Source organism: Dyella thiooxydans, assembly GCF_001641285.1.
In the GTDB taxonomy this organism is placed as follows: Bacteria; Pseudomonadota; Gammaproteobacteria; order Xanthomonadales; family Rhodanobacteraceae; genus Dyella_A; species Dyella_A thiooxydans.
Genome location: NZ_CP014841.1, coordinates 1215520 through 1231056 on the forward strand (window position 1 = coordinate 1215520; position 15537 = coordinate 1231056).

The window sequence follows — 15537 nt, forward strand, 5'->3', positions numbered from 1 at the left end:
AAACCGCTGCCGGGTTGCGCTGCACCGCAATAGAAAACGTCTTCACCGCAACACACCCGAGACGCCGTTCCAGCCCTGGCAACACTCCCTCGTTCGTGCTCGAAATGATTCGACGCGGCACGGTGTCGAAGCACGGCTAGCGCACCCAGGTTCGTTGTCACAAATCCGGCCCGACCACAAGTGCGAAAAGGGCCCAGCCAAGCCAGGCCAACGAGCGAGACAAATTTTGTACTGCTGGGTATATTGGTGTTTTGACGTCCGTGCCATGCACCGCAACGCGATCCGCGGGCGGGCGGCAAGGTGCCGGCGCTCCCCCGCCGAATCCCGTCGGCAACTGCGATCCCTCCCCGCCAAAGGTTCGCAGCCTGGCCATGTTGCGGCACCGAATAAACCTGACCACGCGATCATGGAGTTTTCATGAACCCCTCTTCACTGCGCGCCCCCCTGTTGTGCCTGGGCCTGCTGGCGTTGGCTGCATGCGGAGGCAAGGACAGGAATGCCCAGCCGGCACCGCCGCCGCCCAAGGTTGGCGTCGTGACCGTCGCGCCGACGAACCAGCCTTTGACCAAGGACCTGGTCGGCCGCCTGTCGCCCTATCGCAGCGCCGATGTGCGCGCGCGGGTCGCGGGCGTTCTGGTCAAGCGCGTCTATGCGGAAGGTTCCGACGTGAAGAAGGGCCAGCTGCTGTTCCAGATCGATCCTGCGCCGCTCAAGGCGGCGCTCGATGCCAGCCTGGCGAACCTGGCCCAGGCACGCGCCTCCTACACCAATGCCAAGGTGGCCGCCGAGCGCGTGCGCGAACTGGCACCCAAAGGCTACGTGTCCAAGTCCGACCTGGACAACGCACTGGCCGCCGAGCGCACCGCTGCAGCCAGCGTGCAGCAGGCCCAGGCGAACGTGCAGACCGCCCGCATCAACCTGGGCTATGCCAGTGTCCGGTCGCCGATCGACGGTCGTGCCGGCAAGCAGCAGGTGACCGAGGGTGCCCTGGTCGGCCAGGGCGACGCGACCCTGCTGACCACGGTGGACCAGATCGATCCGCTGTACGTGAACTTCAGCCTCAGCACCGCGGAGCTCGACCAGATGCGCCGCTCCCAGGCCGATGGCAGCGTCACCCTCGCCGCCACCGACAAGGCCACCGTCGAGGTCGCGCTGCCCGACGGCAGCCGCTACGACCATCCCGGCACGGTGGACTTTTCCGACACCACGGTGAACCCGGCCACCGGCTCGGTCGACCTGCGTGCGACGGTGCCCAACCCCGGCCACGTGCTGCTGCCGGGGATGTACGTGACCCTGAAGGCACGCCTGGGCGAGCAGCACAAGGTGTTCCTCGTGCCACAGCCCGCCCTGCAGCGCGACACCGTCGGTGCCTACGTGATGGTGGTCGGCAAGGACGGCAAGGTGGCGCGCAAGGACGTCACCGCCGACCAGGCCAGCGGCAGCCACTGGGTGGTAACCGACGGGCTGGCGGCCAATGACAAGGTCATCGTTTCCGGCCTGCAGAAGGTCAAGGACGGCGCCCCCGCGACGGCCGAGCCCTGGACGCCCGGACCATCCGGCTCCGCGTCCGCCGCGGGCCAGTCGGCGGCGCGCGGCAAGTAACGGAGCGCATCCATGCCCAGCTTTTTCATCGATCGCCCGATCTTCGCCTGGGTGGTGGCCATCCTGATCACCCTGGGTGGCACGCTGGCGGTGCTCAACATGGGCATCGAGTCCTACCCGAACATTGCCCCGCCGCAGGTGACGGTGAGCGCGTCCTACCCGGGCGCCAGCGCCGACACCACGGAAAAGACGGTGACCCAGGTCATCGAGCAGCAGCTGACCGGCATCGACCACCTGCTCTATTTCAGCTCATCGTCCAGCGCCAACGGCTCGTCGTCGGTCACCCTGACCTTCGAAACCGGGACCGATCCCGACATCGCCCAGGTGCAGGTACAGAACAAGGTCTCGCTGGCCACGCCGCGGCTGCCTTCCGAGGTGACCCAGCAGGGCGTGGTGGTAGCCAAGGCCAACCCGGACTTCCTGATGTTCGTGGCGCTCACCTCGAGCAATCCGGCCATCGATGGCGCGAAACTCAACGACATCGTCGCCTCGCAGGTGCTCGACCAGGTCTCGCGCATTTCCGGCGTGGGCAACATCCGCCAGATCGGTTCCGAATACGCGATGCGGATCTGGCTCAATCCCGACAAGCTCCACGGCTATGGCCTGTCGGCCTCCCAGGTGCTGGCGGCGATCCGCGCGCAGAACGTGCAATTCGCGGCCGGCTCGCTGGGTGCGGATCCGGCACCGCCCGGGCAGGGCTTCAGCGCCACCGTGTCGGCCGAAGGCCGCTTCTCGACGCCCGAGCAGTTCGGCGACATCATCCTGCGCGCCAACAGCGACGGCACCGCAGTGCGCCTGCGTGACGTGGCGCGCATCGCCTTCGGCCCCCAGAACTACGGCTTCCATGCCCAGTACAACGGCCAGGAAGCCGGCGCCTTCGGCGTGCAGCTGCTGCCCGGCGCCAACGCGCTGGATGTCGCCACCGCGGTGCGCGCGAAGATGACCGAGCTGGCCAAGAGCTTCCCGCCCGGCGTGACCTGGTCGGTGCCCTACGACAGCACGCCGTTCGTGCGCATCTCCATCAAGGAGGTGATGCACACGCTGGTCGAGGCGATGGTGCTGGTGTTTCTGGTGATGCTGGTGTTCCTGCAGAACATCCGCGCCACGATCATCCCCACCTTGGTGATTCCGGTGGCGCTGCTTGGCACCTTCATCGGCCTGCTGCCGCTGGGCTTCACGGTCAACCAGCTGACCCTGTTCGGCATGGTGCTGGCGATCGGCATCGTGGTGGACGACGCGATCGTGGTGATCGAGAACGTCGAGCGCATCATGACCGAGGAGGGCCTGTCGCCGAAGGACGCCACGCGCAAGGCGATGGGCCAGATCACCGGTGCCATCGTGGCGATCACCGTGGTGCTGGCGGCGGTGTTCGTGCCCTCGGCCCTGCAACCGGGCGCCTCCGGCGTGATCTACAAGCAGTTCGCGCTGACCATTGCCGTGTCGATGGGCTTTTCCGCGTTCCTCGCGCTGTCGTTCACCCCGGCCCTGTGCGCCAGCATCCTCAGGCCGGAGCACGAGCACAAGAAGAACATCGTCTACCGCGCGTTCAACCGCATCTTCGACCGCGTCACCCACACCTATGGTGGCCACATCCACAGCGCGGTCGGTCACGCACCGCGCTGGATGGCGGTATTTGTGGTGATCGTGGTGCTGTGCGGCGTGCTCTTCAACCGCATGCCCACCAGCTTCGTGCCCAGCGAGGACCAGGGCGTGGCGCTGGCCATCGTTTCGCTGCCGCCTGGAGCGACGGTCTCGCGCACCGAGCACGTGATGAAGGAGATCCGCGCCGTCCTGCTCAAGAATCCGGCGGTGGAGGGGATGTTCCAGGTATCCGGCTTCAGCTTCGTCGGCGCCGGTGAAAACACCGGCATGACCTTCGTGCACCTGAAGGACTGGTCCGAACGCAAGGAAACCGCCGACCAGTTCATCGCCGAATCCAACCGTGCGCTGGGCAGCATCCGCGATGCGCAGATCTTCATGGTGAACCTGCCGACTATCCGCGGCCTCAGCCAGTTCGGCGGCATCGACATGTGGCTGCAGGCGCGCGCGGGACAGACCCGCGCGGAACTCACCCAGGCACGCAATACACTGCTGGCGAAGGCCGCACAGGACGAGAAGCTCACCGGCATCCGCCCGCAGGCGCTGGAAGACGCCCCGGCCCTGCAGCTGCACGTGGACCGCACCCAGGCGCAGTCACTGGGCCTGTCGGTCAGCGACATCTACACCGCGATCCAGCTGACCCTGGCCCCGGTCTACGTCAACGACTTCGCCTATGGCGGGCGCGTCAAGCGCGTGCTGATGCAGGCCGACCAGCCCTACCGCATGGGGCCGGATGCGCTGCAGCACATCTACACGCCGAGCACACAGACCAATGCGGACGGCACGCCGCAGATGATTCCGATCTCCAGCGTGGTCGACGCCAAGTGGCACATGGCCTCTCCCGCGCTGGCCCGCTACAACGGCTACTCGGCGGTGGAGATCGTGGGCAACCCGGCGCAGGGCTATTCCACCGGCCAGGCGATGGGCGAGATGGAGAAGATCGTCAACGACGACCTGCCCAAGGGCTTCGGCTACGACTGGACCGGGCAGTCCTACCAGGAGATCCTCTCCGGCAACGCCGCCACGCTGCTGATGGTGCTGTCGGTGGTGATCGTGTTCCTCTGCCTGGCCGCGCTCTACGAGAGCTGGTCGATCCCGGTGTCGGTGCTGCTGGTGGTACCGCTGGGCCTGCTCGGTGCCGTGGTGTTCTCGATGGCGCGGGGCCTGCCGAACGACATCTACTTCAAGATCGGCATGATCACGGTGATCGGCCTGGCGGCGAAGAACGCGATCCTGATCGTCGAGTTCGCCGTCGAGCAGCAGGCGGCCGGCAGGCCCCTGCGCGAGGCGGTGATCGAGGCAGCACGACTGCGACTGCGCCCGATCCTGATGACCTCGCTGGCCTTCATCCTCGGTGTGCTGCCGCTGGCCGTTTCCACCGGTGCCGGCGCCAATTCGCGCCACGCGATCGGTACCGGCGTGATCGGTGGCATGACGTTCGCCACCTTCCTAGGCCTGCTGCTTATCCCGGTGTTCTACGTCACGGTGCGGCGCCTGTTGGGTGACCGGCTGGACCATCATCACGACGATGGTGCGCCGTCGACCGGACACGGCGGCATGCAGCCGTTCGACTCGGATCCGCGACGGGGCGCATGATCCCCGCTCCGCCCTGCTCTCCGTACGCCACGGAGGGCGGGGGGCTCCCGACCACTGGACAAGGATGTCGTCGTGCCCACAGGCACCCCGCCCCGAAGTGTCGCCCGCATGCAGTCAGCCGTCGCTCCAGCCAGACCGGATGGGCTGGAACATGCCAACAACTTCGATGCCCTGCGCCTGGCCGCCGCATGGCTGGTAATGGTGTCCCACCAGTTCTTCTTCCTCGGCCGCGCGCAACCGGCCCCCACCGGCCACACGCTGGGCGAGGTCGCGGTAATGGTGTTCTTCACCATCAGTGGCTACCTGGTCGCGGAGAGCTGGTATCGCGATCCGCATATCGTGCGTTTCCTGCTACGCAGGATGCTCCGGATCTGGCCGGCGCTGGCGACCGCGACTCTGTTCATCGTGTTCGCCGGCGCCCTGCTTACCACTGCCCCGACCGGCACCTACTTTGGGCACGAGACCAGGCACTTCATCGCGCGGAATCTCGAGTTGCGGCAGGCCTTCCACCTGCCGGGGGTGTTCGATGGCGAGCCGTCTGGGGCGGTCAACGGCAGCTGGTGGACGATCCGCCTGGAAACCAAGTGCTACCTGTATCTCGGACTGCTCGGGCTCATCGGCTTGCGTCGGCGCCTGCTGTCGCTGCTGGCGCTGATCGCCTGCGCGGTCACCTTCGCCAGGACGCTGCCCGGCCATGCCGGCGCAGATGCACATCAGAACCTGTACACGCTCTACGTCGCCTTCTTCTTCACAGGCACATGCGCACGGCAGTTCCGGGCGGAACTGTTGCGGGCCCGGCGGTGGCTGTGGATCGTCATCCTGGCGCTGCTGGCGATCGCCTCCGCCACGCACCTTCCCGCCCTCGGAGAATGGGCGGCGATTCCGGCCGTGGTGCTCGCCATCGGCACCCGGAGCACTCCCGGGCTGCGGGCAGCCGGTCGATTCGGCGACCTCTCATACGGCACCTATCTGTACGCGTATTTCGTGCAGCAGGCGATCATCCGCAGCTGGCCTGGCACGCCATCGCTGGCGGGAACACTGGCGTTTGCCATCGTCGTTAGCAGTGCCATCGCCTGGTTATCGTGGCACACCGTGGAACGTTCCGCGCTACGACTGAAGCCACAACTGCGTCGCTGGTTCCCCGACCACGCCCCCTGAAGGGAGGGACCTGGCTGGGTGGGCCGGCAGGTGGGCGATGCCCCGCTGCCGGCCGGAGCCCGACCGATTCAGCGCAGCCCCGTCTCGTTGCGCGCGATCACGATGCGCTGGATCTCGCTGGTGCCCTCATAGATCTCGGTGATCTTGGCGTCGCGGAAATAGCGCTCCAGCGGCAGCTCCTTGGAATAGCCCATGCCGCCGTGGATCTGCACCGCCTGGTGGGTGATCCACATCGCCGCCTCGGAAGCGACCAGCTTGGCCACCGACGCCTCGGTACCGAAGCGGCCGCCGTTCCTCTCGGCCTCGCCCTTGGCCCACGCAGCGCGCAGGGTGAGCAGGGTCGCCGCGTCGAGCTTGCACTTCATGTCGGCAATCTTGGCCTGGGTCATCTGGAAGGTGCCGATCGGGTGGCCGAAGGCCTTGCGGTCGCGCGACCACTGCAGCGTGGCCTCGTACGCGGCCCGGGCGATGCCCACCGCCTGCGACGCGATGCCGATGCGGCCGGCATCGAGCACGCCCATGGCGATGGAGAAGCCCTTGCCGACCTCGCCCAGCACGTCGTCCTTGGAGCAGACGTACTCGTTGAGCTCGATCTCGCAGGTGGCCGAGGCACGGATGCCCAGCTTCGGCTCGGTCTTGCCAGCGTGGAAGCCCGGCTTCTGCGTGTCGATGATGAAGGCGGACACGCCCTTGGCGCCGATGCCCGGCGTGGTGATCGCGAACAGCACGATGTAGCGACACACCGGGCCGGAGGTGATCCAGCTCTTCTTGCCGTTGATCACCCAGTCGCCATTCTCGTTCCTGGTGGCGCGGGTGTGCATGGCCGAGGCGTCGGAGCCGGACTGCGGCTCGGTCAGCGCATAGGCGCCGATCGCCTCACCCTGGGCGATCGCCCGCACGTACTTCTGCTTCTGTTCCTCGGTGCCGTGCTTGAGGATGCCGTTGCAGAACAGCGAGTTGTTCACCGACATCACGGTGGAGGTGGCCGCGTCGGCCGCGGCGACCTCGATCATCGCCAGCACGTAGGCCACCGGATCCATGCCCGCGCCGCCGTACTCCTCGGGCACTTCGATGCCCATCAGGCCGAGCTGACCCATCTCGCGAATATTGTCCAGCGGGAACTCGCCCCTGGCGTCGAGCTCGGCCGCCACAGGGGCGATCCGCTTGAGCGCGAAATCGCGGGCGATCGCCTGGATCGACAACTGGTCTTCAGTAAAACGGAAATCCACGAAATGCTCCGGTTCGATAACGGAAACCGGCAATTTTAGCGAGTCGCCCGCCATCGCTCATGTGCATCGCAGCAATCCGGCCTCAGCCGCCGTGGGCGTGGATATCCAGGATGGTCCGGGAGATGCGCTGCTGCTCGTTCCGGCGCTGCTGCGCCGCCGAGGGACAATCTCCCAGCGACACCACCGGTGTGCCATCGCTGCAGACCTGGTCGGCGACCGGCAAAGGCGGGGATGCCGCCGCGCGATCCGGCAGCGCAGCGGCGGCCTGCACGGTGCCGGCTGGCGTGGTCTGGCACCCGGCCACGGCAAGCAGCACGGGAAAAGCGACGATCCATTTCATGGCAGGCCCTCCTTGAGGTGTTGGCAGCCGGGCTGACAGCACAAGCCGCAGCGCTCATGACCGCCTCCGCCAGCATGCGCTATTGACTCGGCCGGCAGCGATTCCTACCCTTCCATCTTTGCATCTTGATACAGGGATATTTCATGGATCTGGCGACTGCCTCCAGTGTGCTGCGTCTGCTTGCAGATCCCACCCGGGTACGCCTGCTGGCGCTGCTGGAGAGCGAGGAGCTGACCGTGGCCGAACTGGCCGCGGTACTGCACCTGGCGCAGCCGCGCGTGTCCACCCACCTGGCCAAGTTGAAAGAGGCGAACCTCGTCCGCGACCGACGTGCCGGCGTGTCGGCCTACTACCGCGCCAACACCGAGGGCGACGAGCACCAGCACCAGCTGGTGAAATCGCTGCGCGAGAGCATCGATGACGCCCTGCTGCGCGAGGATGCGGCCCGCGTCCCCGGCGTGCTGGCCCAACGCGCCCGCGAGGCCGGCTGGGCCGACACGGTCGCCGGCGACATGGAACGCCACTATTCGCCCGGCCGTACCTGGGAGACGCTGGCCCGCTCGCTGCTGCAGCTGCTGGAAACCGGCGACGTGCTGGACATCGCCTCCGGCGACGGCATCACCGCCGAACTGCTGGCACCGCATGCCCGCTCGATCGTCTGCATCGACTCCAGCGAGCGGGTGGTCGAGGCCGCTGCCCGTCGCCTGCAGCCCTTCGCCAACGTCGAGGTCCGCCAGGGTGACATGCAGGCGCTGGAGTTGGGCGAGCGCCGCTTCGACCTGGTGCTGATGCTGCATGCCCTCACCTATGCCGAAAGCCCTGCTCGCGCCGTAGCCGAGGCTGCGGCGGTACTGCGTCCCGGCGGGCGCCTGCTGGCGGTGACCCTGGGTGAGCACGATCACCGGACCGCGGTCGAGCCGTTCGACCACACCAACCTTGGCTTCTCGCTGAAGCAGTTGGGAGGCTTCGCCGCCAGCGCCGGACTGGAAGTGATCAGCGCCAACCACCTGAGCCGCGAGCGCAAGGCGCCGCATTTCGAAGTCATCAGCCTGCTGGCGCGCAAGCCGCAGACCGCTTTTCAGGAGTCCCCATGACCACCCTGCCCTGGCTGCACCCCGATCGCGTCGCCCGGCTCGAGGCGGCGCTGCGCGAGCGCATCCTGATCCTCGACGGCGGCATGGGCACCATGCTGCAGGGGCACGGGCTGGACGAGGCCGCCTTCCGCGGCGACCGCTTCGCCGGCGGTCACGACACCGCGCACGCGCACGATCACCCCGGCGCCTGCGACCTGAAGGGCAACAACGACCTGCTCACCCTGACCCAGCCGGACATCATCCGCGGCGTGCACACCGCCTACCTGGAAGCCGGCGCCGACCTGGTCGAGACCAACACCTTCAACTCGACCCGGATCAGCCAGGCCGACTACCACCTCGAGCACCTCGCCTACGAGCTCAACCGCGCCGGCGCCGCGCTGGCCCGCGAGGCCTGCGACGCCATGACGGCGAAGACCCCGGACAAGCCGCGCTTCGTGATCGGCGTGCTCGGGCCCACCAGCCGCACCGCCTCGCTGTCGCCGGACGTCAACGACCCGGGCTTCCGCAACGTGACGTTCGAGGAGCTGGCAGCCAACTACACCGAGTCGGCGCGCGGCCTGATCGACGGCGGTGCCGACGTGATCATGGTCGAGACGATCTTCGACACGCTGAACGCCAAGGCCGCGCTGTTCGCGCTGTCCGAGCTGTTCCGCGAGCTGGGAGGGCGGCTGCCGGTGATGATCTCCGGCACCATCACCGACCGCTCCGGCCGCACCCTCTCCGGCCAGACGGCCGAGGCGTTCTACTACTCGGTGCAGCACGCGCGGCCGCTGTCGGTCGGCCTCAACTGCGCGCTCGGCGCGGCGGACCTGCGACCGCACATCCAGACCCTGGCGCGGGTTGCCGACGGCTACGTCAGCACCCATCCCAACGCCGGCCTGCCCAACGCCTTCGGCGAATACGATGAGACGCCCGAGCAGATGGCCACGGTGATCGGCGGCTTCGCGAAGGACGGTCTGCTCAATCTCGTCGGCGGCTGCTGCGGCACCACCCCGGCGCACATCCGCGCCATCGCCAACGCCGTGCGCGACTGCAAACCGCGCACCCTGCCCGACCTCGAGGAGCAGGCGGCCTGAGCCGTGCTCCCACTGCCCCACAGACGAAGCAATCCCATGGCATCCCCCCGCTACACCCGACTGTCCGGCCTCGAGCCGCTGGTGCTGACCCCCGACCTGTTGTTCGTCAACGTCGGCGAGCGCACGAATGTCACCGGCTCAGCGCAGTTCCGCAAGCTGATCAAGGAAGAGCGCTACCACGATGCCGTTGAAGTGGCCCGCCAGCAGGTCGCCAACGGCGCGCAGATCATCGACGTCAACATGGACGAGGGCCTGATCGACTCCGAGGCGGCGATGACGCGCTTCCTCAACCTGATCGCCGCCGAACCCGACATCGCCCGCGTACCGGTGATGGTGGACTCGTCCAAGTGGACCGTGATCGAAGCGGGGCTGCGCTGCCTGCAGGGCAAGGGCATCGTCAACTCGATCTCGATGAAGGAAGGCGAAGCGGCCTTTCTGGAGCAGGCGCGCAAGGTGCAGCAGTACGGCGCCGCCGCGGTGGTGATGGCGTTCGACGAGGTCGGCCAGGCCGATACCTGCGCGCGCAAGGTGGAGATCTGCTCGCGCGCCTATGCATTGCTCACGGAAAAGCTCGACTTCGCGCCCGAAGACATCATCTTCGATCCGAACATCTTCGCCATCGCCACCGGTATCGAGGAGCACAACAACTACGCGGTCGACTTCATCGAGGCGACCCGCGAGCTGCGCAAGCGCTTCCCGCTGAGCCACGTCTCCGGCGGCGTGTCCAACGTGTCGTTCTCGTTCCGCGGCAACAACACCGTGCGCGAGGCGATCCACTCGGTGTTTCTTTACCACGCCATCCAGGCGGGCATGGACATGGGCATCGTCAACGCCGGCGCGCTGATGATCTACGACGATATCCCGCCGGAGCTGCGCGAGCGCGTCGAGGACGTGGTGCTGAACCGCCGCCCGGACGCCACCGAGCGCCTGCTGGAGATCGCCGAGCGGTTCAAGGCGAAGAAAGGCGAGGTGGTCGTCGAGACCCTGGCATGGCGCGAGAAGCCGGTGCAAGAGCGGCTGGCCCACGCACTGGTGCACGGCATCGACCAGTTCGTGGTCGAGGACACCGAGGAAGCGCGCCAGCTGTCGAGCCGCCCGCTCGACGTGATCGAAGGCCCGCTGATGGATGGCATGAACGTGGTCGGCGACCTGTTCGGCGCGGGCAAGATGTTCCTGCCGCAGGTGGTGAAGTCCGCCCGCGTGATGAAGAAGGCGGTCGCCCACCTGATCCCGTACATCGAGGAAGAGAAGCGTCGCACCGGCGACGCCGGCAGGAACAACGGCACCATCGTGATGGCCACGGTGAAGGGCGACGTGCACGACATCGGCAAGAACATCGTCGGCGTGGTGCTCCGCTGCAACAACTTCGAGGTGATCGACCTCGGCGTGATGGTGCCGGCGCAGACCATCCTGGACGCTGCGCGCGAGCACAAGGCGGACATCATCGGCCTGTCCGGCCTGATCACGCCGTCGCTGGAGGAAATGAGCCAGGTCGCGCGCGAGATGCAGCGGCAGGACTTCCGGATTCCTCTGCTGATCGGCGGCGCCACCACCTCGCGCGCGCACACCGCACTGAAGATCGATCCGCACTACGCGGCGCCCACCGTGTGGGTGAAGGACGCCTCGCGTGCCGTCGGCGTGGCGCAGTCCCTGCTCAGCAAGGAGCTGGTGGACGCGTTCATGGCCAAGGTCCGCGCCGACTACGATGATGTCCGCGAGCGGCACCGCAACCGCGGTACCGGCAAGCCGCTGGTGCCGCTGGATACCGCGCGCGCCCAGCGCTTCCAGCCCGACTGGGCCAGCTACGATCCGCCGGCACCCGCCCAGCCGGGTCTGCATGTGTTCGACGACTACGACCTGGCCGAGCTGCGCCAGTACATCGACTGGTCGCCGTTCTTCAACGCCTGGGAACTGGCTGGTCGTTATCCGGCCATCCTCACCGACGAGATCGTCGGCACCCAGGCCAGCGAGCTGTTCACCGACGCGCAGGCGATGCTGGACCAGGTGATCGCCGAAAAGTGGCTGACCGCCCGCGGCGTGGTCGGCTTCTGGCCCGCGGCCAGCGTCGGCGACGACATCGAGGTGACCACGCCGGATGGCACCGTGCGGCTGCACCACCTGCGCCAGCAGGTGGACAAGCCGGTCGAGCGGCCGGACTTCTGCCTCAGCGACTTCGTCGCACCGAAGGACAGCGGCAAGGCCGACTGGGTCGGCGGCTTCGCGATCACCGCCGGTATCGGCATCGACGAGCACGTGGCCCACTTCGAGGCAGCGCACGACGACTACTCGGCGATCCTGCTCAAGGCGCTGGCCGACCGATTGGCCGAGGCCTTCGCCGAGCGCATGCACGAACGCGTGCGCCGCGAATTCTGGGGTTACGCGCCGGACGAGTCGCTGGACAACGAGGCGCTGGTCGCCGAACGCTACCGCGGCATCCGCCCGGCACCGGGCTACCCGGCCTGCCCCGACCACACCGAGAAGGCCTCGCTGTTCGCCCTGCTCGACGCCCCGGCCAACGCCGGCATGCGCCTGACCGAGGGCTTCGCGATGACGCCGGCCGCAGCCGTCTCCGGCTGGTACTTCGCGCACCCGGACAGCCAATATTTCGTGGTTGGCCGGATCAATCGCGGGCAGGTCGAGGACTATGCCCATCGCAAGGGCTGGACCCGCGAGGAGGCCGAACGCTGGCTCGCGCCGAACCTGGACTACGATCCGGAATAGGGCTCTGTAGGAGCGCACCCTGTGCGCGACCACCACCGATCACAAAACCCCGTCGCGCACAGGGTGCGCTCCTACAGGCCGGGGATATCCGTGACCGTGGCCGCTGGCGACTCAGCCGGTCGCGTCGCCGGTGATGCTGTTCTTCTGATGACGCAGGTGGACCACCAGGTTGTAGACCGAGACGAACACCGGGAAGAAGTTCGAGAGAATGCCCACCGAGTCGTTCTTGCCCAGGATGAAGTAGGCCAGCAGCAGCGTGCTGCCCATCACCGACAGCCACCAGAACGCCAGCGGCATCACCACGCGCTTGTGCTTGCGGGTGTAGTAGAGCTGCACGAACCAGCGACTGGTGAACATCAACGTGCCGGCGTAGCCGACCATCTTCCAGGGCGTCAGCTCGAAGCGATGCAGGGCATCCAGAATGTGCTGGAAGTGGTGCGCGAAGGAGTCCATGAGGGTGTCGCCAGGGAGACAAGCCGCCGATTGTAGCAACCGGCCGGCACCTTCCCCGCCGAACCCCGGCGGGGCGATTAAGGAAGTATTGACCGAAGCGGGGACACCCCGTATATTTGCGCGCTCCCGGCGGGCGGTTAGCTCAGCGGTAGAGCACTGCCTTCACACGGCAGGTGTCACAAGTTCGATCCTTGTACCGCCCACCAACGAATCGACGAAAGCGGGTCCGGCATGCCGGACCCGCTTTCGTATGGTCGCCCTCCCGATGCCGGCCAGGTGATCGCCGGCACAGCCACGTCAGCCGTCCCGACGCCAGGCTTTGACTGAAGACGGAACTTCTCCCGCCCCCGCACCGTGTGCGGACCCGAAGAGATGTCCGATGCTTCCGCCCAGCCAGTCCCACGACGAACCGGAATGCCTGGCCCTGCTCCGCCGGCTCGAGCTGCACGGACACATCGATGACCCCGTGCTCGACAGGATCACGCGTACGGCCGCGCGGTTGTTTGCCGTTCCCATGGCCATGGTGCGGCTGATCCATGGCGACCGTCAGTGCCCGCTCTCCAGGTACGGTGCCGACTGGCAGGATGCATCGAACTGGCTGCCGTTCTGCACACACACCATCGGGCAAGACGAAGCCATGGTCGTTGGCGACGCGGCCGACGACATCCGTTTCCACGACCATGCGCTGGTAACCGGCCCACCGCACATCCGCTTCTATGCGGGCCGCTCGCTGCGTTCGCGCCAGGGCATCGTATGGGGCACGCTCTGCGTGATCGACCAGGCACCGCGCGATCCCGGCAATGTCGACCGTGCCGCGCTCGGCGACCTGGCGGACATGGTGCAGGACCACCTGTGGAGCCTGGAGGACGCAGGGAGGACCCGCGCAATGCAAGTCTCACTGGAACGCAGCGAGACCCTGCTGGCGCGGACCGCCGCACATGCCGCGGTGGGCATCGCGGTGGCGTCCACGGGCGGCCACTGGCTGGAGATGAACCAGCGCTTCTGCGACATCCTCGGCCATTCGCGCGAAGAACTGCTGGGCTCACACGTGGCCGACTTCGCCCACCCCGACGACCGCGAGCCCGGGCTGGCGATGGCCCGCCGGGTACTGCAGGGCGATACCGAGGCGCTGGACATGGAGCTGCGCTTCATGCGCGCCGATGGCAGTTGTTCCTGGACCCAGGTCGGGGCATCGGTGCTGCGCGACCGCGAAGGACGCCCCGAAAACCTCATCGTTGTCCTCACCGACATCCATGTCCGCAAGACCGTCGAGCACGATCTGGCGACCCTGCAGCATGCCCTTGAGCAACGTGTCGCCGAGCGCACGGCGGAACTGCAACTCACGGTGGCCCGCCTGCAGGGCGAGATCGCCGCGCGCGCGTCCGCCCAGCAGGCGCTGATCGAGGAAAAGGAGCGCTTCGAAACCACCCTCCAGCTCGCCTCCGATGCCTTCGTGGAGGTCGATGCGGACGATCGCATCGTGTCGTGGAACCGCTCGGCGGAGCTGATCTTCGGCTGGTCGCGCGATGAGGCGATCGGGCGCTCGCTGGCCGACACCATCGTCCCCGCGTCGATGAGGGAGCGCCACCTGAAGGCATTCGAAAGCTTCATGGCCGGCTTGCCCGACACCGGCCACCTGGTCGGCCGACATCTGGAATTGAGCGGCGTGCGACGCGATGGCGAGGAGTTCCCGCTGGAACTCACGCTGGGAGCGACCCGGATCGGCGGCCGCATGGTGGCCAACGCCTTTCTGCAGGACATCAGCCGTCGCAAGGCGGACGAACTGGCGCTGCGCAGCAGCGCCGAGCGGCTGCGCACCATCACCGACAACGCGCCGGCGATGATCGCCTACATCGACCGCGATCTGCGCTACCGCTTCCACAACCGCGCCTATTCCGACTGGTTCGGCATCGCGCCGGACGGGCTGCTGGGTGTCCGGGTGCCCGAGTTCTGGGGCGAGACGACCTACGCGCAGCTGCAGGCGGTGATCGAGCGCGTGCTGGCCGGGCATCGCGCCACGGCGGAGTATTCGCTGCCCGGGCTTGCGGGCCCGATGTGGTTCTACGCCACGCTGGTGCCCCACATGGGTGAGGACGGGGTCGTCGCGGGCTTCTACCTGCTCGCCCAGGATGTCACCGAGCGCAAGCTTCTATACGAACGCATCGAGCACGAAGCTTCGCACGACGCACTCACTGGCCTGCCCAACCGCCGCGCATTGATGCAACGGCTGCAGGAGGCGATGACGCGCGTTCGTCGGCATGACCGGGCGGTGGCCGTGCTGTTCATGGACCTGGACAATTTCAAGCCGATGAACGACACGCTCGGGCACGAGTTCGGCGACGCCGTGCTGCGCCATTTTGGCGAAACCATCCGTGACTCGGTGCGCGAGTCCGACTTCGTGGCCCGGCTCGCCGGCGACGAGTTCGTGGTGGTGATCGAGGATCTCGCGCCGGTCCGCGATTACGCCGGACGACTCGGTCGGGCGCTGCTGGAGCGGCTGGCCACGGAGCGGGAGATCCAGGGCGTGGCCGTGCGACTGGCTGCCAGTATCGGCGTGGCGGTGCACGACGGCGAGGACGAGGAGACCCCGCAGGAGCTCCTGCGCCGTGCCGACGCGGCGATGTACCGGGCGAAGGCTGCCGGCAGGCAGCGACTGGCCTTCTGATCCG

Annotated in this window: 10 protein-coding genes and 1 tRNA gene; 8 read left to right on the top strand and 3 right to left on the bottom strand. The window is 67.2% G+C overall.

All coding sequences use genetic code 11. The features are described 5' to 3' along the window. Nucleotides 1-417 precede the first annotated feature (417 nt). The 3 genes from ATSB10_RS05630 (at nt 418) to ATSB10_RS05640 (ending at nt 5955) form a co-directional block, all read left to right on the top strand. Entirely contained in the window at nt 418-1602 is a 1185-nt protein-coding gene (locus ATSB10_RS05630) for an efflux RND transporter periplasmic adaptor subunit (RefSeq protein ID WP_157469094.1), read from the top strand. 12 nt (nt 1603-1614) lie between these two features. Then, nucleotides 1615-4797 carry a multidrug efflux RND transporter permease subunit gene (locus ATSB10_RS05635; RefSeq protein WP_083966097.1) on the top strand — a complete coding sequence of 1061 codons (3183 nt, stop codon included), beginning with the start codon at nt 1615-1617 and terminating at the stop codon, nt 4795-4797. Between the two features lie 108 nt (nt 4798-4905). Beyond that, a complete protein-coding gene (locus ATSB10_RS05640) occupies nt 4906-5955 on the top strand; it encodes an acyltransferase family protein (RefSeq protein ID WP_063671152.1) in 1050 nt (349 codons plus the stop codon). A 68-nt stretch (nt 5956-6023) separates the two neighbouring features. Here the strand turns inward: ATSB10_RS05640 and ATSB10_RS05645 are convergent, their stop codons facing one another. Both ATSB10_RS05645 and ATSB10_RS05650 read right to left on the bottom strand, forming a co-directional pair. Continuing rightward, the gene (locus tag ATSB10_RS05645; protein WP_063671155.1) at nt 6024-7184 is read right to left on the bottom strand and encodes an acyl-CoA dehydrogenase family protein; all 1161 of its coding nucleotides are present in this window, start codon (nt 7182-7184) and stop codon (nt 6024-6026) included. Nucleotides 7185-7266: 82 nt separating this feature from the next. Then, nucleotides 7267-7524: a hypothetical protein gene (locus tag ATSB10_RS05650; RefSeq protein WP_063671157.1), complete on the bottom strand. Its 258-nt coding sequence runs from the start codon at nt 7522-7524 to the stop codon at nt 7267-7269. Between the two features lie 143 nt (nt 7525-7667). Here ATSB10_RS05650 and ATSB10_RS05655 point away from each other — a divergent pair, with 143 nt between their 5' ends. From ATSB10_RS05655 to metH, 3 genes are read left to right on the top strand one after another with little or no spacing between them, the layout of a single operon-like run. After that, on the top strand, nt 7668-8618 hold the full coding sequence (locus tag ATSB10_RS05655; RefSeq protein WP_063671159.1) for a metalloregulator ArsR/SmtB family transcription factor: 951 nt from the start codon (nt 7668-7670) through the stop codon (nt 8616-8618). Next, nucleotides 8615-9694 (top strand): homocysteine S-methyltransferase family protein, encoded by a 1080-nt coding sequence (locus ATSB10_RS05660; RefSeq protein ID WP_063671161.1) that lies wholly within the window; start codon nt 8615-8617, stop codon nt 9692-9694. The genes ATSB10_RS05655 and ATSB10_RS05660 overlap by 4 nt, the downstream gene beginning before the upstream one ends. Before the next feature lie 36 nt (nt 9695-9730). Then, nucleotides 9731-12415 (top strand): methionine synthase, encoded by a 2685-nt coding sequence (gene metH / locus ATSB10_RS05665; RefSeq protein WP_063671163.1) that lies wholly within the window; start codon nt 9731-9733, stop codon nt 12413-12415. A 111-nt stretch (nt 12416-12526) separates the two neighbouring features. Here the strand turns inward: metH and ATSB10_RS05670 are convergent, their stop codons facing one another. Then, nucleotides 12527-12868: a lipid-A-disaccharide synthase N-terminal domain-containing protein gene (locus ATSB10_RS05670; RefSeq protein WP_063671165.1), complete on the bottom strand. Its 342-nt coding sequence runs from the start codon at nt 12866-12868 to the stop codon at nt 12527-12529. A 131-nt stretch (nt 12869-12999) separates the two neighbouring features. On the opposite strand from ATSB10_RS05670, the gene ATSB10_RS05675 reads away from it, so the two are divergent. Both ATSB10_RS05675 and ATSB10_RS05680 read left to right on the top strand, forming a co-directional pair. Next, nucleotides 13000-13074 (top strand) — tRNA-Val (locus ATSB10_RS05675). Nucleotides 13075-13247: 173 nt separating this feature from the next. After that, a complete protein-coding gene (locus ATSB10_RS05680) occupies nt 13248-15533 on the top strand; it encodes a sensor domain-containing diguanylate cyclase (RefSeq protein ID WP_063671167.1) in 2286 nt (761 codons plus the stop codon). Nucleotides 15534-15537 lie beyond the last annotated feature (4 nt).